This window comes from Rheinheimera maricola, from assembly GCF_016918075.2.
In the GTDB taxonomy this organism is placed as follows: domain Bacteria; phylum Pseudomonadota; class Gammaproteobacteria; order Enterobacterales; family Alteromonadaceae; genus Alishewanella; species Alishewanella maricola_A.
Map to the genome: position 1 here is coordinate 432833 of NZ_JAERPS020000002.1, position 19318 is coordinate 452150.

12 protein-coding genes are annotated in these 19318 nt (G+C 49.2%); 6 read left to right on the forward strand and 6 right to left on the reverse strand.

All coding sequences use genetic code 11. From position 1 onward, the window contains the following. Positions 1–3: 3 nt before the first annotated feature. On the reverse strand, positions 4–711 hold the full coding sequence (locus tag I4W93_RS07730; RefSeq protein ID WP_205309655.1) for a SapC family protein: 708 nt from the start codon (positions 709–711) through the stop codon (positions 4–6). A 280-nt stretch (positions 712–991) separates the two neighbouring features. On the opposite strand from I4W93_RS07730, the gene I4W93_RS07735 reads away from it, so the two are divergent. After that, on the forward strand, positions 992–2056 hold the full coding sequence (locus tag I4W93_RS07735; protein WP_205309656.1) for a sulfite exporter TauE/SafE family protein: 1065 nt from the start codon (positions 992–994) through the stop codon (positions 2054–2056). On the opposite strand, the gene I4W93_RS07740 is transcribed toward I4W93_RS07735, so the two are convergent. Both I4W93_RS07740 and I4W93_RS07745 read right to left on the reverse strand, forming a co-directional pair. Continuing rightward, positions 2049–3056, reverse strand: a complete 1008-nt coding sequence (locus I4W93_RS07740) for a cupin-like domain-containing protein (RefSeq protein ID WP_205309657.1) — start codon at positions 3054–3056, stop codon at positions 2049–2051. The genes I4W93_RS07735 and I4W93_RS07740 overlap by 8 nt on opposite strands. Positions 3057–3146: 90 nt before the next feature. Next, a complete protein-coding gene (locus tag I4W93_RS07745; RefSeq protein ID WP_205309658.1) occupies positions 3147–5822 on the reverse strand; it encodes a TonB-dependent receptor in 2676 nt (891 codons plus the stop codon). A 454-nt stretch (positions 5823–6276) separates the two neighbouring features. Between I4W93_RS07745 and I4W93_RS07750 the strand changes: the two genes are divergently transcribed. Next, on the forward strand, positions 6277–7299 hold the full coding sequence (locus I4W93_RS07750) for a LacI family DNA-binding transcriptional regulator (RefSeq protein ID WP_205309659.1): 1023 nt from the start codon (positions 6277–6279) through the stop codon (positions 7297–7299). A 52-nt stretch (positions 7300–7351) separates the two neighbouring features. Here I4W93_RS07750 and I4W93_RS07755 read toward each other — a convergent pair whose 3' ends face one another. Continuing rightward, positions 7352–8950, reverse strand: coding sequence for an AbgT family transporter (locus I4W93_RS07755; RefSeq protein ID WP_205309660.1), 1599 nt, complete (start codon positions 8948–8950; stop codon positions 7352–7354). A 372-nt stretch (positions 8951–9322) separates the two neighbouring features. Between I4W93_RS07755 and I4W93_RS07760 the strand changes: the two genes are divergently transcribed. Together I4W93_RS07760 and I4W93_RS07765 are read left to right on the forward strand one after the other, a co-directional pair. Continuing rightward, the gene (locus I4W93_RS07760) at positions 9323–10072 is read left to right on the forward strand and encodes a 3-hydroxybutyrate dehydrogenase (RefSeq protein ID WP_205309661.1); all 750 of its coding nucleotides are present in this window, start codon (positions 9323–9325) and stop codon (positions 10070–10072) included. 45 nt (positions 10073–10117) lie between these two features. Further along, the gene (locus tag I4W93_RS07765) at positions 10118–13576 is read left to right on the forward strand and encodes a hybrid sensor histidine kinase/response regulator (protein ID WP_224673327.1); all 3459 of its coding nucleotides are present in this window, start codon (positions 10118–10120) and stop codon (positions 13574–13576) included. Here the strand turns inward: I4W93_RS07765 and I4W93_RS07770 are convergent. Further along, positions 13573–14220, reverse strand: a complete 648-nt coding sequence (locus I4W93_RS07770) for a response regulator (protein ID WP_205309662.1) — start codon at positions 14218–14220, stop codon at positions 13573–13575. The two genes, I4W93_RS07765 and I4W93_RS07770, sit on opposite strands and share 4 nt — an antisense overlap. Positions 14221–14286: 66 nt before the next feature. Next, complete coding sequence (locus I4W93_RS07775; protein ID WP_205309663.1) at positions 14287–16605, reverse strand: TonB-dependent receptor; 2319 nt, start codon at positions 16603–16605, stop codon at positions 14287–14289. A gap of 157 nt (positions 16606–16762) precedes the next feature. Between I4W93_RS07775 and I4W93_RS07780 the strand changes: the two genes are divergently transcribed. Together I4W93_RS07780 and I4W93_RS07785 are read left to right on the forward strand one after the other, a co-directional pair. Continuing rightward, positions 16763–18064, forward strand: coding sequence for a GntP family permease (locus I4W93_RS07780; protein WP_205309664.1), 1302 nt, complete (start codon positions 16763–16765; stop codon positions 18062–18064). Positions 18065–18073: 9 nt separating this feature from the next. Then, a complete protein-coding gene (locus I4W93_RS07785) occupies positions 18074–19231 on the forward strand; it encodes an E22 family MetX-like putative esterase (protein WP_205309665.1) in 1158 nt (385 codons plus the stop codon). Positions 19232–19318 lie beyond the last annotated feature (87 nt).

Consider the following 19318-nt stretch of genomic DNA (forward strand, 5'->3'; position numbering starts at 1 on the left):
GGCTTAACTGGCGTCAGCGATTTTCTTAACCAGTTTTTGTGTGTGTTGCAAAGACATCAGCTGGGCATACATCGCAGTTAAATAACCATTCTTGCGCAATTCAAGGAAGGTTTCGTCACTCAGTTCGTTCAGCTTCGGCTCATCAATCAAATAAATACCATTAATACGACGCTCTTCGCCGTTGATATTCAGCGTCAGCACCTGTTCTTTAATCAGCTCCAGGCTTTGTAGTTTTTCCACAAAATTACGCGTGACAATGCCCATATCAACGTACTCAGCCATTTGCTGCTTACGGTTAGCCAAAAACTCACTTTCGCTGCCATCGTCATTAAATAATGCCGTGCCTTCCGCCTGACCTACGCGCTCAGACGCTTCATCCAGCGCAACCAGCAAGCGATCGCCATCCGGCTTATCTTTTACCAAAACTAACGGGTAGTTACGGATAGCGCGAGGCACATAAAGTGCTTGCCAATCATTACCCTGCATAAAAAGGTTTTGCTGCGCCGATAAACCCAACATGGCAACAGGCTGATAGGTTTCATTCGCTTTTACAAATACGATTGGAAATTCGGCACCGGCAACGACAAATTCATGCACTACCACCGGCAGCATGTGCTCGCCGCTGATATGAGAAAAGGCATTGCTATTATTAATTTTTGTTGCGGCGTGCTGGTCTTTATTCAATGGCACGATTTTTGGTGTGGAAGTCATAAACTGCTCTTTATTCTGTTCATAGATTTGAGAAGTGCTGATGGTTATGTTGTTTTTCTAACCCAGATACTCCTGACACCATCAGCAGTGCGGGCTTATCATGCGCTAAGTTGGCAACGGGATCAACAGCACATCTGTAGTAAACTGATTCAGGTAATTTAATCTGTTATTTGGCCTCATTTTTTTATCAAAAAATAACGTCTATGCCGGTCAGTTTGCACTAGAAAAATCCGCACTAAGCCGATATAACTGTGCGGCAGTGCATTTACAGGCGCAAAACGTGCAGCAAAAATTAAAAACTTATCCTTGGGTGTGGTTACTCTGGTTGGCGGGCTTCTATACCGTGTGGCTGTACCTGGTGCTGGTTTTGGGTTACTGGCCAGAGGCTAAAGCACACTGGCCAATTGCAGTTGCCATGGCAATTGGTAGTTATGCCGCCGGTGCAACGCCAATGGGCGGTGGCACCGTAGGCTTCCCTGTGCTGGTGTTGTTGTTTGAATTACCCGCCACGCTGGGGCGTGACTTTAGTTTTGCGGTGCAAGCCATAGGCATGACCAGCGCCAGCATTTTCATTTTAGCGCGACGCCAACCCATTGCCTGGGCCATGTTAAAGGGCGCCATGCTGGGCAGCCTGATCGGCACCCCACTGGGCATCTGGTTTATCGCACCTTATATTCCCGAATTATGGATAAAACTGGTCTTTGCTGTGGTATGGGCCAGTTTTGGCATTTTGCATCTGTATCGTGTCAATGAAATAGCCCACCACAGTGGTATGACAGAGATTAATGAAAAATGGGACTTTAACATTGGCTGCTGGATTGGGTTGCTGTCAGGCGCAGCCGTTGCAGCCGTAACCGGCGTCGGTATCGATATGGTACTTTACACCGCTCTGGTGTTGCTGTGCCGCACCGATTTGAAAATAGCCATTCCTACCTCCGTAATTATTATGGCATTTACTTCAGTGTTGGGGGTACTGGTGAAAAATCTAACCACCGGCATGCAATCGGGAGTGTTTGAAAACTGGCTTGCCGCAGCGCCGGTTGTGGCGCTGGGCGCGCCATTAGGAGTGTATATCGTAGCGTTAATTGGCCGTAAACCCACGTTGTTGGTGGTGGCATTTTTATGTGTAATGCAGTATTTATGGACTATGTATAGTGAACACGACCACCTGGGATTAACCGGCATGTTGTTGTCAGCTCTAGCCGTAATTCTGTGTTTAATCGGCTTTGAGCAACTACGCTGCTGGGGCAAGAGACGGAACGCTTTGCCAAAAGCCGCAAAGATTTATCCCATCCCACAAAGAAAACCACCACAAAGCATTGGTAGCTCTACTGACGCTATTTAAGCTGCTTAATAAGCCATTCTCTAATATTTTTTTCCCTGCTAGCGGAAAGCGTTCCCAAGATACCGCTGTGTTTTTCAGGCAGATGGCTGACAGGATCAACCTCCGCATGAAAAGCAAAATGATTGAACAGCGCCTGCCAGTGCTTACGTTGGTGCTGCGGTATTTGCTGCAAAGTAAGCAATGTATGCAACAGACTGTCAAATGGTGAGTTTGGTTGAGCATCATCACCCAATGACCCGCCCCACCAATAATTAATCAGAATATTTACCGCTGACAATGACTCCACATGATGCCACCACAGAGTAGGAATATAGAGCACATCACCGGGCTCCAGCTCAGCGACTAAAGCGACATTAAGTGCTTGCTTAAACCTTGGATGCTTAACGAAATCTGGCGCAGCCAGATCGACCATACTAACAGGTGCACCCGCCGGTGTGTAATCCAACGGACCGATATACAGGTTACTCACTTGGTCTGGTGGAAATAGCGTAAATCGGCGACGTCCAGCTACGACACATGCCAGATTGTCGGCATGATCAAAGTGCGCAGGTACGACAATTCGATTACCCAACCAGATCCGTGGGCAGGTATTAGATGGCAATAGAACCATAGTATTTTGCTGGCTGAAAGCCGGTAGACAAAGGTCCGTTCGGGCACTTTGCACGGCAATATGTAGCGCATCAGATTTACCATTAAGCTTCCGCAGCTCGTTTATCACCGCAGATATTGGCGCTTTGTGCCGTTCAAAATTAAAACCTGTAAGATCATCGTTGTAGCTAAGACGGCCTTTAGTATCGGGATGTGCCAATACGGTGTTAACTTCGGTTTTATTATCCAGCGTTGCAAAATAGTGCTGCAGCGCTAAGTCAGATTGCAAAGCCGCTTGCACCGCAGGCCAATGCCGCACCGCTTGGCGCAATATAGCTGGTTGATGTAATGGCAGAATGTCCTGCTGAAAACACGCTTCATCAACATTATGCCATTCGGTCACCGCAACCATGTTTCTAACCTCTTTTAATAGCGGAAAAAATAAAGGTTGATGCTGCAGCACAGCATCAACCTTTACAACTATATTGAACGTGTTACTAAATTAAAAGTTCATTCGTACACCAGCAACGAAGCGGCGGCCATTCTGATAAATCGAGAATAATCGGGCAGCATCAGTGTTGTACTCCACCACTTTTTCATCTGTTAAATTCACCGCTTCCAACGATAGCGTAATGTTGTCTGTCAAGTTATAACCAAAACTGGCATCCAACTGGCCATAGCTATCGTTCCACAGCTCATCTCCGTTGAAATGTAAACCTTTATACCACTCGGTACGGTAGTTATACATTAATCGGGCACTCACGCTATCGTTCTCATAATAAACACTGGCATTCATCATGTGGCGTGACGTACCTTCCACCAAACCTGAACCAGGCTTAGTCAGATCGCGCGCTTCATCCCGCTCGGCATTAGTATAGGTGTAGTTTGCGCTGGCACCGAAATCACCAAAGGCTTGCTGGTAGCTCACTTCAAAACCATCTGTTGTACCACCTGGGCCATTCTCCGGACGGGTAAAGGTTACATCAACCCATTCATCGCCTTCTTCCCAGTAACGTTGATCAACAAAGGTTGAGAAGCTGCGATAGCTCTTCACATCTTTGTGGAAATAGGTAACTGCAAACAATGCTGAAGCATCAAAATACCATTCCCACGATAAATCAAACTGATCTGCAATTTGCGGCATTAAATGCGGGTTGCTGGCGCTGCCGGTAGGCTGTGCCACATTTAATGAGCCATAAGTGATGGACGACGAGATATTGTTCCAGTCCTGCCGCGCCATTACCCGGGCAGCACCAAAGCGCAGGATTTGCTCGTCTGACAGATCAAAAGCGATGTTTAAACTTGGTAACACTTCGCTGTAATCGTTATCCGTTTCAACCCACTCTAATACTTCAGGTGTTAACCATTCACGGTCGATAGTCCACAGCCCCCAGGAATCACCAGAGAACTCATAACCGCCCGACGTCTGCTGCGTATCAACATAACGCACACCGATATTGCCGCGGAAACCTTCACCTTCAAAATCACCCTGTACATACAGCGCTAAAATATCTTCTTCTACTGCCCAGATTTCCGCCAAGTTTTTTGACTTAGCAAAATCGGCTGGTACGCCATTTAGACCGACAAATGCAATTTCTTCCATCGCTGCGCGGTTATGCGCCATTTGCTGAGTCATATTGCCGTTAACCACGGCATCGATATTTACCGTGCCATTGAACAAACCACATTGTGCCCAGTCATAGCAGGTCGCAAAAATATGGCTTAAATAGTCGCCGGCAACACCTTCATTTCCTACCATAGTTTGCGGACCATGCCAGCTGTAAGCAACACGGTCTTGCGTGCGCTCAGCCATACGGTACTTGGCGCCAGTATTGATAGCGGTGAATGCACCTTTTTGAACGGGAATGGTCAAATCGAACTGTGCATAAGTTTCTTCATCAGTAGTGGGTTTTTCACCACCCCATATCCAGCCGGGACGAAATTGCGTAGGATCTGCAGCGTCCACGTCTGTATTGGCGGTTGGCGTGCCGCCGCGTAAATCAAAGTTGTATCCGGTGCCACCAGCCGGGCCGTACTCCCAAGAGGTCTCACGGTAAGTACCACCTTTCGCTTCAGTATGGCCTACTTGCGTGTGTAGATCATATGTCTCACCGCTGTACGTCAGATCGAAGTCAATCGCACGGGTTTCGGTTGATGATACCCGGTTAATAAAGTTATAGGCGGCAGTACCACCTGAGGCCACTTCACCCGCCACAATGCTGCCATTTTCAACTACGGTATTGCTCAGTGAACCGGCATTGTTGTTGACAAAAATCAACCAATTCTGGTTATGGTTGTTAGCATCGACTTTAGAATCCAGAACATTTAACACCATATCTAACTGGTCGTTTGGCCGGGACTGTAACGACAGGAACAAGGTTTCACGTTCTCTGTCCTGTTCAAAGCGAGGCACGCCGATATGGCTAGGTACCTTGGCATCTAGATCAGCATTAGTTGGCCAGCCAAGAACTTCAAAACCTTGCCGCACTACCTTACGGTCTTGCTTGATTGCTGACACCAGCACACCAAAGCTTTCTGCCTCATTTTTCCAGGAGTACATACCAGAAACCTGCGGGTCCCACTTTTCTGATGAATCAGAATACTGACCTTCCAGAGACAGGTTAATCGAGTTAGCCTCCATTGCCAGCGGTTTGCGGGTACGCAGGATCACCGTGCCACCTATAGAGCCTTCATCAATGCTGGCCTGTGGTGATTTATACACTTCTAAATCAGACACCAGTGAGGAGGGCAACATAGTGTAGTTAAAACTACGACCTGGGTTGTCCAGAATAAACCAATCTGCTGTTGCAACCGTCTGACCATTTAGCAAGGTACGGTTAGTAGATGAACTAGCACCACGAACCGTTATTTTTTCGCCTTCACCAAACTCACGGCTTACACCTACACCAGTTATACGTGACAAAGATTCTGCCACGTTTTTGTCAGGAAACTTGCCAATGTCTTCCGCTGTCACAACATCGACAATGGAATTTGAAAAACGCTTAGCATTTAAATTGGCTTCCTGCGAGGCGCGGATACCACGGATCTCGATCACCTCAACCTGTTCAGCTTTTTCTGTTTCATTGGCGGCAAACGCTGGCATAGCCAATACGGCACTGCCCACTAACAACCCCAGTTTTACTGCTAAGGCACATTTATTAATTTTATTGTGCTGCATATGCTTCTCCCGTTCCTGCTCTTTAATTTTGTTGTCTTAATTCCTGGATACTTAATGACAACGCTGTCATTGGTATTGAACATACACAAAAAATTTTAGCTTTGCAAACCGAATTCGACGAAATTTTAAACGAAATTTGTAACAGCTGTTTGCCAGGCTGTAATATGCCCGCTGATGAAGTGTGCAGCAGCATTAAAACGTCAGCCACCACCAAAAAACAATAATTTTCACTATATCAATCACTTAATAAATCACGCTCGTTAAATACCTGACAAAGTTGTCTAAATAGCGTTTAATTTTTGCAATTAGTGTTTGCCGTTAAGGCAAAAAACAGGTATCCATTAGTTTAAAATAAGCTAATTAATGACCAGCGCTGTCATCAATTATCTACATAATCAGTATCGGCAGCCTGTTAGTTGTCGCTACCATCGATTTTAAGGGGCGGAGTGACGCCATGAAAGTAACTATAAATGATGTTGCCCACCATGCTGGGGTGTCTATTAAAACCGTCTCAAGGGTAATGAACAATGAACCCTCTGTACGTAAAGACACGGTAGACAAAGTGCAGGCCGCCATTGCCGAGCTGCAATATCAGCCTAACGCGGCGGCACGCAACTTAGCCAGCAGCCGCTCGTTCAGCATTGGCTATATTTACGATAACCCCAATGCTTATTACGTTATTGATATGCAGCGCGGGTTATTAGACGCATGCCGTAAACACGGTTACGAACTTATTATTCATCCGACTAACGCTAAATCGCCGGATATAGTGCAGGAAGTGTTAGAGCTAGTGCGGCAATCCAGACTGGCCGGCTTAGTGCTGACCCCGCCGTTTTCAGAAATGCCACATATAGCCAGCGCACTGGAAACCATTGGCGTGCCCTTTGTGCGGATTATCTCCGGCTCTACGCCCTCGCCTAAATTAAGTAACTGTGTGTTGATAGACGATTTTACCGCCGCCTTTAAAATTACCAACCACCTGCTGGAGCTCGGCCACACCGACATCGCTTTTTTGTGTGGTGATGAAGAGCATAGCTCCAGTGGCGAACGACTTGCCGGCTATCAGGCTGCTTTGGCCAAGCGTGGCATTGCTGCCAATGCTAAGTTCATCGTACCAGGCAGTTATTCGTTTGAATCAGGGGTGCAAGGCGCGAAAAAACTGATGGAGTTAAGCAAAAAGCCAACAGCAATTTTTGCCTGTAACGACGAAATTGCCGCCGGCGCGCTGTTTAGTGCCAGGCTAATGCATATTGCCATTCCGCAACAACTGGCGATCGCCGGCTTTGAAAACAGTCCGTTTTCGCGCCAAACCTGGCCACCACTAACCACAGCGCATCAGCCCAACGTCACCATCGCGCAGCAAGCAGCAGAACTGTTATTCCGTCATACTAAGCCCAATGCCAGCAAAACTTTATCGGACAAACAACCGGTGTTTATTCCGGAACTGTTGGTGCGCGAGTCTACCGCTATCAATTAATAATAAAAAAAACCGCCGTTGACTGCGGTTTTTTATCGCTTGTTAAACGCGCTTAGCCACCAAATTGATAGTAGGTTGGCGAACCCGGCCCCACCGGCAGGTTGAAGACAAACACCCACAGGTAAAACAATGCCACCCAGCCGACAAAGAATACCATGGTATAAGGAAGCATGGTGGCGATCAGCGTGCCGATACCTAAATCCTTTTTATAGCGCGCAGCCACCGCCAAAATAAGGCCAAAGTAGCTCATCATTGGTGTAATCAAGTTTGTAACTGAGTCACCAATACGATAAGCCGCCTGGATCACTTCAGGCGAGTAACCCACAATCATTAGCATGGGTACAAAAATAGGCGCAAAAATGGCCCACTGCGCCGACGCTGAACCCAGCGATAAATTCACTAAGGCACACATAGCAATAAATACGACAAATAATCCGGGCCCGGTTAAGCCAATATCCTGCAATAAGGTGGCGCCGTTCACCGCCAAAATAGAGCCTAAATTAGACCAACCAAAAAACGCCACAAACTGAGCCGCGAAGAACACCAGTACAATGTATAACCCCATTGAGCTAATACTTTTTGCCATGGCATTTATCACGTCACGATCGGTTTTCATCGTGCCGACAACACGGCCGTAGATATAACCAGGAATAGCAAAGGTGATAAAAATAAACACCACTATGCCCTTTAAAAAAGGCGAACCGGCGACCAAACCGGTTTCAGGGTGTCGCAGAGGGCCCCATTCTGGCACAACGCTAATGGCCAGTAATATTCCCAGCGCTAAAAAAGCTAAGCCGGCAGCTTTAAGGCCACGCTTTTCAACCACACTAAGCTTGTCCAGTTGTGGCGCACCTAAATCTACCGCGGCTTCGCTAACATCGTAACGGCCTAATTTGGGCTCAACGATTTTTTCAGTAACAAAGGCCCCTAAAGCGGCAATAAAAAATGTGCTGGCTATCATAAAGAACCAATTGGCTTCCGGCCCTACCGTGTAGTTTGGATCAATTAAATTGGCTGCTGATTGGGTAAAACCAGCCAGCAACGGATCGACAGTACCAATAAACAAGTTAGCGCTGTAACCACCCGATACACCTGCAAAAGCAGCAGCTAAACCGGCTAGTGGGTGACGCCCCAGGGAATGAAAAATAACCGCCGCCATCGGAATTAGCACCACATAACCCAACTCAGAGGCGGTGTTTGAAATAATGCCGGCAAATACGATGGTTACCGTAACCATGCGTTTTGACGCGCCCATCACTAAACCACGCATAGCGGCAGAAATAAGCCCGGAGTGTTCGGCAATACTTACACCTAACAATGCCACCAATACCACGCCCAGTGGCGGGAAACTGGTGAAATTGGTAACCAAATTCGACACAATGCGTTGCAGGCCATCAACACTAACCAGGTTTACCACCCGGATCACGCCATCAGCTGCGCGCCCGGCGGTACCCTCAGGCCGCGGGTCAAGCGCGCTGACATCAAAATAAGCCGCAATACCGCTGCCCAGCACAACAGCCAGAGCAAACATGGCAAACAAGGTAACGGGATGTGGTAGCAGGTTACCCAGCCATTCCACCGTATCAAGAAAACGGGTAAACCAGCCGCGCTTGCCCGGTTCGGCGTTCGCGCTGTTGTCAGTAGCTGACATAATTTTTCCTCAGTCTTATGGGTGCTATGCCATAGGGCGCATTTGTAGCACTGTGTTGCATTTATATAGCTCTGGGTGGGAATGAACAGCAAAACGCTGAAAAAAAGCAGTTTAATCGCTTAAAACTGCACACCTAAGCCAAAGTAATTTCATTCTCAGCCGGCAAATTTAGCACAATTGGCAAGCATGACAAACCATCAGCATCTACTTTTGTTTGCTAGCCGTTTAGATGGCTTTAACCAAGCTTGTTAGCAACATTGTCCGGCTAACTGCTTTTAAGCAGCCTAGCCCTGATGTAGCACTAAAGTACCGTTGCCGCCGGGCGTTTCTGCTTCTAGCATGGCGCTAGTAGCTAATTTTGGAGTAAACAGCATGCAGATTGTTATTACCGGCGCCACCGGCGGTATTGGTTTTGCCATTGCCAACCACTTTGCCAGCGCAGGCCACCAAGTCGTGTTAGCGGATTTACAAGCCGCGATGATTGACAGCAAAGTGGCAGACCTGCGGGCCCAGGGTTACAACGCCGCCGGTATCGTACTGGATGTTACTGATGCGGCTTCAATTGCGGCCTGCACTGCACAATACCAACCCGATATCCTGGTCAATAACGCTGGCATTCAACACGTGGCACGGCTGGAAGATTTTCCGCCAGAGAAGTGGCAGCAGCTAATCAATGTAATGCTAACCGGCCCGGCAATGCTAAGCCGTGCTGTACTGCCGGGCATGCGCAGCCGCAATTTCGGTCGTATCATTAATATTGGTTCTATCCATGCACTGGTGGCATCACCGTTTAAATCAGCCTATGTTGCCGCCAAACACGGTTTGCTCGGGTTTAGTAAAGTGATTGCGCTGGAAAACGCGGATAAAGACATCACCATTAACACTATTTGTCCGGCCTACGTAAAAACCCCACTGGTAGAGCAACAGATAGCCGCCCAGGCGAAAGAACATAATCTGACCGAGCAACAGGTCATTGAGCAAATTATGCTGGCACCTATGCCGCAAAAAGCTTTTATCGGCGTCGATGAAATTGCAGCTACTGCGGCGTTTTTGTGCAGCCCGGCAGCACGGCATATTACCGCCCAAACTATGGTACTAGACGGTGGCTGGACGGCGCGCTAGCTCAGTGGCGAAAACTCAGGCACAATCAGGCGTTGTGGTAACTAAATGACAGCGCCTGAGCAAATGATCTTAAACGGCAGCAGTATTGGCCTTGGCACCATAGCTGCACTTTCACTAGTGTACTTGTTGATCTTATTTAGCGTGGGTCACTTCGGCAAACGTATTAACAGCAAGCACCCACTGGCGCCCTGGGTATTCAGTTTCGCCCTGTCAATTTACTGCACATCCTGGGCCTTTTATGGCGTAACGGCGCAAGCTGCCGTTAATGGCTGGTGGATGCCACCCACCTACATCGGCTCTTTTATACTATTTTGGTTTGGCTTTAAGCTCATTGCCCGTATTGCTATTGCCTGTCGCCGCTACCGTATTACCTCTGTAGCCGACTTTATCGCTACCCGTTTTGGCCACTCACGCAGCCTGGCGGTTATTACTACTCTCATTTTGCTCATGTCGGTTATTCCCTATATCGCGTTGCAATTGCATGCGGTCTCTACCAGCATAAATACGCTGGTCGACAGTGCACCAGGCACTGCCTGGTATAGTGATACCGGCTTGTACGTTAGCTTGTGGATGGCGATATTTGCCCTGCTATTTGTCAGCAAAAGTGCCAAAGCGCATCAACCAAACCCCGGCTTAATGACCGCCATCGCGTTTGAATCGCTGGTAAAGTTGCTGGCACTGCTGGCGATAAGCGCCTTTGTATTTTGGGGTATGTACGACGGTATTGGCCAAATATTTGAACTGGCAGCCGCTAGCCCGGCAGTAGCACAACTGCAGCAAAGGGCGCTGCCGGCGCATACCTACTGGCTGCATGTGTTGCTGGGGTTTGCGGCCACCTTGTGCTTACCACGCCAGTTCCATGTCACCTTTGTGGAAAACCAACATCTGGGGCATTTGCGCAGTGCACGCTGGATTTTTCCGCTGTATTTACTGCTAATGGGCATGTTTACCCTACCACTGGCTTTAGCCGGCGTGATGTTGCTGGGGGTGGATGCCAATATCGACCTGGTTGTGCTGCAGCTACCGTTAGCGGCGCAGCGCACAGATATCGCCTTGCTGGCTTATCTTGGCGGCTTTTCTGCAGCGACCAGCATGGTAGTGGTTGCCACTGTGGTACTGGGTATTATGATCACCAACGAGTTGTTGGCGCCGCTGGTATACCGAACGCCAGCAGCACAGGCCGATGGCAGTAAGCATATTAAAGTGGCGACATTGCGCCGAATTGCCATGCTTACCGTGATGGCACTGGGCTATGTGTATTACCGCTGGATTGGTACTGAAACCGGTTTAGCTCAACTGGGATTAATGGCTTTTGCCTTGGTGGCCCAACTGGCACCGGTGCTGATATTAGGCTTGCTTAGCCGTAATATTAACCGCCAGGGTGCCGTTGCCGGCTTATGCGGTGGTGCGCTAGCCTGGGCCTACATTATTTTGCTACCCGAGCTTAGCCGCGCCGGTTTAATTGGCAGCGCCTGGCTGACACAAGGTCCATTTGGCTGGCAGTTGCTGGCACCACAGCAATTGTTTGGTTTAAATGCCGACATAATCAGTATCGGTGTGTTAGTCAGTCTCAGCCTGAACTGCGCTTTGGTGCTGCTGGTTAGCCACTTTAGCGTTACCCGGGTTGGTGAGTGGCTGGAGAGCGGCCGTTTTTTGCGCACCCAGCTTAACACCGCGCCTAGCCGGCCGCTGAATTTATCAGTGCAAGATTGCTACTTGCTGGTAAAGCGTTTTGCCGGCGAAAAAGAAGCCCAACGCCTGCTGCAGCGCAGTTTAAAGCAGCCGCAAGCATTACAACAGCTGGCACCGGCAAACTTACTGCAAGCTGCCGAGCGCAGCCTGGCAGCCGTCGTCGGTGGCGCTTCTATGCGATTGATCATGCAAGCCAGTGGCCGCCATGCTGCGCTGCCACTGGACTCGGTTGCCCGTTTTGTTGACGAAGCCAGCCAGGTGTTTCAGTTTAACCAAGCACTGCTGCGCTCAACTATCGACAATATCAGCCAGGGCATCAGCGTGGTTGATGCCGACCTGCGGCTTATTGCCTGGAATCAACGTTACATCGACATGTTTCACTATCCGTCTGGTTTGGTTGAGGTTGGTAGGCCGGTGGCAGACGTTATCCGCTTTAACCTGCAACGCGGCCTGATTGACAGCGATGATATTGATGCCGAAATTCAAAAACGGCTAAGTTATTTAAAACAAGGTAGTGCCTATAAATTTCAACGCCGCCAACAAGATGGTCGGGTGTTGGAAATGCAGGGTAATCCGCTGCCCGGTGGTGGCTTTGTTACCACTTACAGTGATGTCAGTGCCTTCGTCGATACCCAGCAACAACTGGAGCAACGGGTAGCCGAGCGCACAGCCGCCTTACAACAGTTAAACGCCCAGTTGCAGCAGGCGCAGCAAAAACTGGAACAGAGCACGCAGGCAAAAACGCGCTTTTTTGCCGCAGCCAGCCACGACTTAATGCAGCCGTTTAATGCATCGGCACTGTTTGCCAGCTTGTTACGTGACAGACAAACCGAACCAGACTTAAAACAACTCAGCCAAAATTTAATCAGCTCGCTTAATTCAGCAGAAGAACTGCTGGCAGCCATTTTAGAGCTAACTAAGTTAGATTCTGGCGTAATCAGCGCCAACCTGCAGCCGGTGAGCCTGCACAATTTGCTCGATGACATTGCCCGTGATGCGGCAATCCTGGCGCAGGATAAAGGCTTACGGCTGTGCTACCGGCCTTCGGAGCAAGTGGTGCTAACCGATCGTAAGCTGCTCAAACGCGTTATTCAGAATTTGCTGGCCAATGCGGTGCGCTATACCGACAGCGGCAAAATATTGCTCGGGGTAAAGCGCCGTGGTCAGCAGCTACAAATTTGTGTACTGGATAGCGGTATCGGTATCGCCGAGCACGATCAACAACGTATTTTTGACGAGTTCCAGCAAGGTGAGCAACAAAACCAGAACGGTTTAGGCCTGGGGCTGGCGATTGCCAAGCGTATTAGCAGCATCCTCGGCCACCAACTGGCACTGCACTCGACGCCGGGAAAAGGTAGCTGCTTCAGTGTTTATGTACCGTTAACTACCCAGCCGGCTTTGTTGCATCCGCCCGTCAGGCCGCAGGAATTAAGCAGCAACTTTAGTGGCAAAAAAGTATTACTGCTGGATAACGAGCCCCAGCTGCGTGCGGCAGTTACTGAGTTGTTGCGCAGCTGGCGGATAGAGGTAACAGCGGTTGGACAACCCAGTGAGGCATTACAAGCACTGCAGCATGGCCTGAAACCCGATTTACTACTGTTTGACTATCATCTGGATAACGGCGCCACCGGCGTAGAGGTTGCAGTCCAACTGGCCGAGCACTTTGCAGTGCAGGCACCGGTGATCATTCACTCTGCCGATCATAGCGAACAAATACGCGAAGCTGCCCTCAATGCGGGTTATTATTTTTTACTTAAGCCATTAAAAGCGGTGGCACTGAAAAAGCTATTTAGCCGCCTGCTGCGTACTTAGTGCGAGTCTGGCAGGCGCAATTTTTCGAACAGAATGCCAGCAAGGGTGCGGTTATTCACATTCAGCTTGCGCAAGATTGCCGACACATGCTGCTTAATGGTGGTTTCCTGCACGTTCATCTCGTAAGCAATTTGCTTATTCAGTAAGCCATCGGCAATCATCTTCAGCACACGAAACTGTTGCGGTGTTAATTGCTCCAGTTGGCGGGCAAAATCATCGTCTATCAGCGCTTTGGCATTTTGCACGTCTTGCTCCAAACCGGCGGGCAACCAGCTATCGCCGTTTAACACCGCAGCGATGGCCTCAGATAACAGTTCCAGTGGTGCAGATTTTGGAATGTAAGCGGCGGCACCTAAGGTGAGTGCTTGCTTAATAATCACCGGATCTTCCTCGGCTGACACCATGATCACCGGTACATCGGGGTATTCGGTACGTAGCGCCGTTAAGCCAGTAAAGCCGTCGGAGCCAGGCATTTTTAAATCGAGGAAAATAAAGTGTGTATCAGGATGGGCGCGTAACAATGGCCACAGCTGCTGCATATTTTCAGCTTGCAGTAATAAGGCATCGCTACCAAGAATATTGGCGCAGGCTTGAGATAAAGCCACCCGAAACAGCGGGTGGTCGTCAGCGATTAGAGCAATCATAAATCCGATTCTGAGCCTTTTCGCCCATAATGTACCGGGGCTTTCGCCCCGGCAAGTGTTTTGTTGTCAGAAACGGTAGCCCACACTTAAACTTACCGTACGTGGCGCACCGTAATAGCCAATCAATGTGTTATCACCGCCTAAGCCCGGGATGTACTGGCCTGGGTTAGCCGGATCCGGCGCGATAAAGGCATAGTTACCTACCAGATATTCCTCGTCAGTCAGGTTTTTGCCATGCAAGGCTATACTCCAGTGGCCATCGTTGCTTAACCAGGTTACGCCCAGGTTCAGTAAGCAATAGCCGTCTTGTGTTAACAGGTTGTCTAACTCAACCACGGCATAGTCGCTACGGTAATTGTAATTCCCGTTAAATATCACATCACCAAAATCGGTCATCATGTTGTAGCTAAAGCCAACATTCATGGTGGTTTCCGGCGTATTGGTCACCGAGAAACGATCGGAAATATCCACAGCACCGGTGCCCGGGACAAAAGACACTGCCTCCTCAAAGCTCGCATCGATTAAACCCAGGTTACCGTAAATTTCCAGCTCACGGCTGGCGCGCCAGGTAACTTCTACTTCAACACCGGTAGCTTCTGAGCGGCCCACGTTGCCTAAACGCTGATTTAATGCAGAAGCATCATCTTCGTCCGGGATCACCGAAATATACTGGCGATCTTTATGATCTAACATAAACAAAGTGGCATTGATGCGCAGGGTGTCATTCCAGTCACTTTTGATACCCACCTCAAATGAATCAACATCTTCCGGATCAGCAGCAGGTTCCGCCGTCGTAGCGCGTGGGTTGAACGTGCCTGACTTAAAGCCCTGGCTATAACTGGCAAACAGCATCATGTCGCTGCTATGTTGGTACTCAACGCCAATTTTAGGTGTCACTTTCGACCAGCTTTCGCTGTCGTCCAGCACTACCGGTGTGGTTAACCCTTCAGGGCGCACATAGCCTGGTACCCAACCTGATTCTGGATACACGTTTGCAAAAATAAGCCCATTGCGTACTACGGCTTCTTTGTCATCTTTGGTGTAGCGTAAACCGGCCGTTACTGACCATTTTTCGTCTATATCATAGCTACCTTGTGCATACAGTGCCGTGCTGTCGCCATTGCTACAGCCGCCCACTTCACGCGTCAGGCCAGGCGTGCCAAAAGCACCTCGTCCCAACACGCCCAGTATGGCGTCAAATACACCGCAAGAGTCAGCAGTGTAGTAGTAGGCGCCAGACACCATTTTAAAACCGTCTGTCTGGTAGTTAAGCTGGAACTCCTGGGTAAACTGCTCGTCATCATAAATGGCGGGTACGTCAAAGATATCCAGTGAAGTATTGTCAAAATCGATGTTGGTTTTAGAATAACTTTCACGTTGCGAAGTGATCGACTTAAACGTCCAGTTGTCGTTGATGTCCCAGTTAATGGTCAGGCCAACACCTTCGGTTTCTACCGTATTCCAGGTTGGCATACTGGTGTACGAGTCATAGACGCTATCTGGCACCGGCGCGTCGGTTAGCAAACTCGGTAATAAGCGGTATCCGCCTTTGGCGTTAGAGTCATCTTCGGTTTTATCGTAATTCAACCGCATAAATACAGCATCATTCGGCCGGTATTCCAAGGTAAAGCGGTAGGCCTGCAAGTCTTTGTTGTAGTTTTCGCTGTTCTGCCCCGACAAAGCTGACGTTAAAAAGTTACCATAACCATCGCGTTGTAAGTTGGCATAACCAAAGCCTAAATACAGCTGATTGTCGATTAGCGGTATTTGACCGGTTAGCTTTACATCGCCCTGTTTATAAGAACCGGCAGTAAGGTTGACGGCAAATTCGGTATCACCGCTCATTTCTTTAGTTACGTACTTAACCGCACCACCAATGGTATTTTTACCATACAGCGTACCTTGTGGGCCGCGCAGTACTTCTATACGTTCAACATTAAGAATATCCAGTACTGCACCTTGTGGCCTTGCGACATAAACATCATCAACATAAATGCCCACGCCCGGCTCATAACCCCATAACGGGTCTTCCTGACCTACACCACGAATAAAGGCGGTTAGCGTTGAATTGGTACCACGGCTTTGTTGCAAAGTGGTATTGGGCGAAAACTGCTGAATCTCTACTACCGTTGAGATACCGCGTTCGGCAATGTCGGCAGCGCCGATGGAGGTTACCGCCACCGGCACTTCCTGTAAATTTTCAATAGTACGACGAGCTGTAACTTCAATGCGCTCCAGCTTTACCTCTTCATCTACATCTTTTGCCGTTTCCTGTGCCATGGTTGGCAGGGCAAAACAGCTGCTGATCGCCAGGGCAACTAAACTGGGCTTAAGTAACGGGCGGCTAAACTTGTGCGGTACATCAGTATTATAGTTATGGGCCATCTTGGCTCTCCTGCTGTTTGAGTTCACATGATCTTGTTGTTATTTGTGTAGCCTTACTGTAGGCGCAAACGCAGAATATTTAACCTGTACCTTAGTACTATGGTGATGACTGCCGTCCTGTATCAGACTAAACGAAAATGAGCATAAGGATAACAAGATGTTGAGTCTTCTGGGGTTACTGGCCGGATTGGGATTACTGATCGTACTCACCATGCGTGGTTTCAACCTGTTTATTAGCGCGCCACTGTGTGCCTTGCTGGTGGCGGTCACTAACGGCATTCCGTTTTGGCAGCTCAGCGACAAACTGGATTTTGTACATGGTTATATGTCGGGCTTTTCTGGCTTTGTTGCCGCCTGGTTTTTAATGTTTTTGCTCGGTTCATTGTTCGGCAAGCTCATGGAGCACACTGGCGCTGCAGATGCAGTAGCACTTGCTATCGTAAAAAAGCTCGGTCAGGGCAAAGCGGTATTGGCAGTAGTGCTGGCTTGTGCCGTATTAACCTATGGCGGCGTCAGCGTGTTTGTAGTGGCGTTTTCAGCCTATCCAATGGCGGTAAGTTTATTTAAAGGCGCTAATTTACCGCGGCGCTTTATTCCGGCAGCGCTGGCGCTGGGTTCAGTTACTTTTACCATGACGTCAGCCGGTTCGCCGGAAATTCAAAACTGGATCCCAATCCCGTATTTAGGCACCACGCCTTACGCCGGCTGGCAGGTAAGTATTGTAGTGGCCATTTTTATGGCACTAGCGGGCTATGCCGCCCTGATGTGGATGTTAAAACGCGCCGTGGCCAGTGGCGAGCACTTTGAACAGCGTAGCAGCGATCCAGAAATTACCGATCGCGCTTTACCCAACCCGTTAATGGGTATTATCCCACTGGCGGTGGTGCTGCTGTTATCGTTTTTACTACATGACAGCCTGCAGCAAGCCGCACTGATTGTCGCCCTGTCAGGTGGCGTAGTTAGCTTGTATCTGCTGAATTTTCGTTTTCTACACAACCCGGCTGCAGCCACTAATGAAGGGGTGCTGGGTGCCTTGTTGGCTATTGGCAATACCGCTGCAGTAGTCGGTTTTGGCTCAGTGGCAAAATTAACGCCGGCTTTTGCCAGCGTGGTGGAGTATATGACACATTTACCCGGCCCCGAGCTACTAGGTGCCGCTGTGGCCGTTAGCGCCATTGCCGGTTTAACCGGCTCGGCGTCTGGCGGCCAGGTAATAGCACTGCCAGAAATTGCACCACATTATCTCGACCGTGGCGTTGACGCTGAACAGTTACACAGGGTTGTGGCCATTTCCTCCGGTGCTTTAGACTCTCTGCCGCATAACGGCTATGTGGTTACCACTATCCGTGCTATCTGTGGCGAAACTCACCAAAACGCTTACTGGCCGGTGGCAGTGGTTAGTGTGCTGGTGCCGGTGCTCGGTAGCGCCTTAGCGATTATGTTATTTCAGTGGTTTTAAGGAGCACACATGCGGCTACATGCGACGTGGTTGTTATTACTCAGTTTTGCCGTTGCGGCACAGCCATTAGTAGTGGAAAAACAGCGTTTCACCCTCGACACCTTCACTACGGCAAATGGCCAGGTTATCGCGCCAGTAAATATAGGCTGGGAAGCCTATGGCAAGTTAAATGCCGATAAATCGAACGTGATATTAATTACCCACTTTTTCTCTGGCAGCAGCCATGCCGCCGGTAAATACCAGGCAGATGATGCAGCTCCCGGCTACTGGGATGCCATTATCGGCCCCGGTAAAGCAATCGATACCAATAAGTTTTATGTTATCAGCAGCGACACCCTTGTGAATGCCAATGTGTTTGACAGCAATGTGATTACCACTGGCCCAGCCAGCATTAACCCCGCGACTAATAAGCCCTACGGTTTATCCTTTCCCGTAGTTACCATTGGCGACTTTGTTGAGGTACAAAAAGCCCTGCTCGATAGCCTCGGTATTGAAAAACTGCACGCTGTAATAGGCCCTTCGATGGGCTCGTTTCAGGCGATAGAATGGGCGGTACGTTACCCCGACAAGGTGCAACGATTAATTCCGGTAATTGGCAGCGCCTACATGGATACTTACAGCGTGATTAAACTACAACGCTGGGCTTACCCAATATTGCAGGACCCTGAGTGGAATAACGGTAACTACTACGACAAAGGCCAGCCCTGGCAGGGCTTGAGTACCGCTCTGGCGTATATAACGCAAGATGCGTTGCACCCAGATGGCTTTAACCCGCGATACCCGGCCATAAGTGCCGATACAGAGCTGCATCAACATATTGATGCCCAGCCCCTGGCCTGGCAACAACTGTTAGCTCAGGCGCGGCTACGCGCAGAAAAGCAGGACGCAAACCATATTTTATATCTGGTGCGCGCCTCGCAGCTTTGGCGCGCCGGCATGGCCGATAACTGGCAGCAGGCGGTGAGCCGTATTAGCGCTAAAACATTGTTTTTGCCAGCAAGTGGTGACTTGCTGTTACCACCTGCGCTAAGTAAACACAGCGAGCAGGCGATGACAGCCGCGGGCAATACGCCACAATACGCTGAAATACCTGGCAACTTTGGTCATTTAGACGGCGTTGTCGGCATTAGTGCTGTCGCCGACAAGATTACAGCATTACTCGATTAAACTACTTTTGCTTTTCCTGGTGGGCGCTGCAGGGTTTGAGCGCCTTTTTTCATTTTACCAGCGCTCACTAGCCTACTTTATCTTTCT

Excerpts from the sequence above, each read along its gene's own strand:
- I4W93_RS07730 (WP_205309655.1), bottom strand. The coding sequence starts at position 711 with ATGACTTCCACACCAAAAATCGTGCCATTGAATAAAGACCAGCACGCC.
- I4W93_RS07765 (WP_224673327.1), top strand. The coding sequence starts at position 10,118 with ATGACAGCGCCTGAGCAAATGATCTTAAACGGCAGCAGTATTGGCCTT.
- I4W93_RS07785 (WP_205309665.1), top strand. The coding sequence starts at position 18,074 with ATGCGGCTACATGCGACGTGGTTGTTATTACTCAGTTTTGCCGTTGCG.
- I4W93_RS07745 (WP_205309658.1), bottom strand. The coding sequence starts at position 5,822 with ATGCAGCACAATAAAATTAATAAATGTGCCTTAGCAGTAAAACTGGGG.
- I4W93_RS07760 (WP_205309661.1), top strand. The coding sequence starts at position 9,323 with ATGCAGATTGTTATTACCGGCGCCACCGGCGGTATTGGTTTTGCCATT.
- I4W93_RS07740 (WP_205309657.1), bottom strand. The coding sequence starts at position 3,056 with ATGGTTGCGGTGACCGAATGGCATAATGTTGATGAAGCGTGTTTTCAG.
- I4W93_RS07755 (WP_205309660.1), bottom strand. The coding sequence starts at position 8,950 with ATGTCAGCTACTGACAACAGCGCGAACGCCGAACCGGGCAAGCGCGGC.
- I4W93_RS07750 (WP_205309659.1), top strand. The coding sequence starts at position 6,277 with ATGAAAGTAACTATAAATGATGTTGCCCACCATGCTGGGGTGTCTATT.
- I4W93_RS07775 (WP_205309663.1), bottom strand. The coding sequence starts at position 16,605 with ATGGCCCATAACTATAATACTGATGTACCGCACAAGTTTAGCCGCCCG.
- I4W93_RS07770 (WP_205309662.1), bottom strand. The coding sequence starts at position 14,220 with ATGATTGCTCTAATCGCTGACGACCACCCGCTGTTTCGGGTGGCTTTA.
- I4W93_RS07780 (WP_205309664.1), top strand. The coding sequence starts at position 16,763 with ATGTTGAGTCTTCTGGGGTTACTGGCCGGATTGGGATTACTGATCGTA.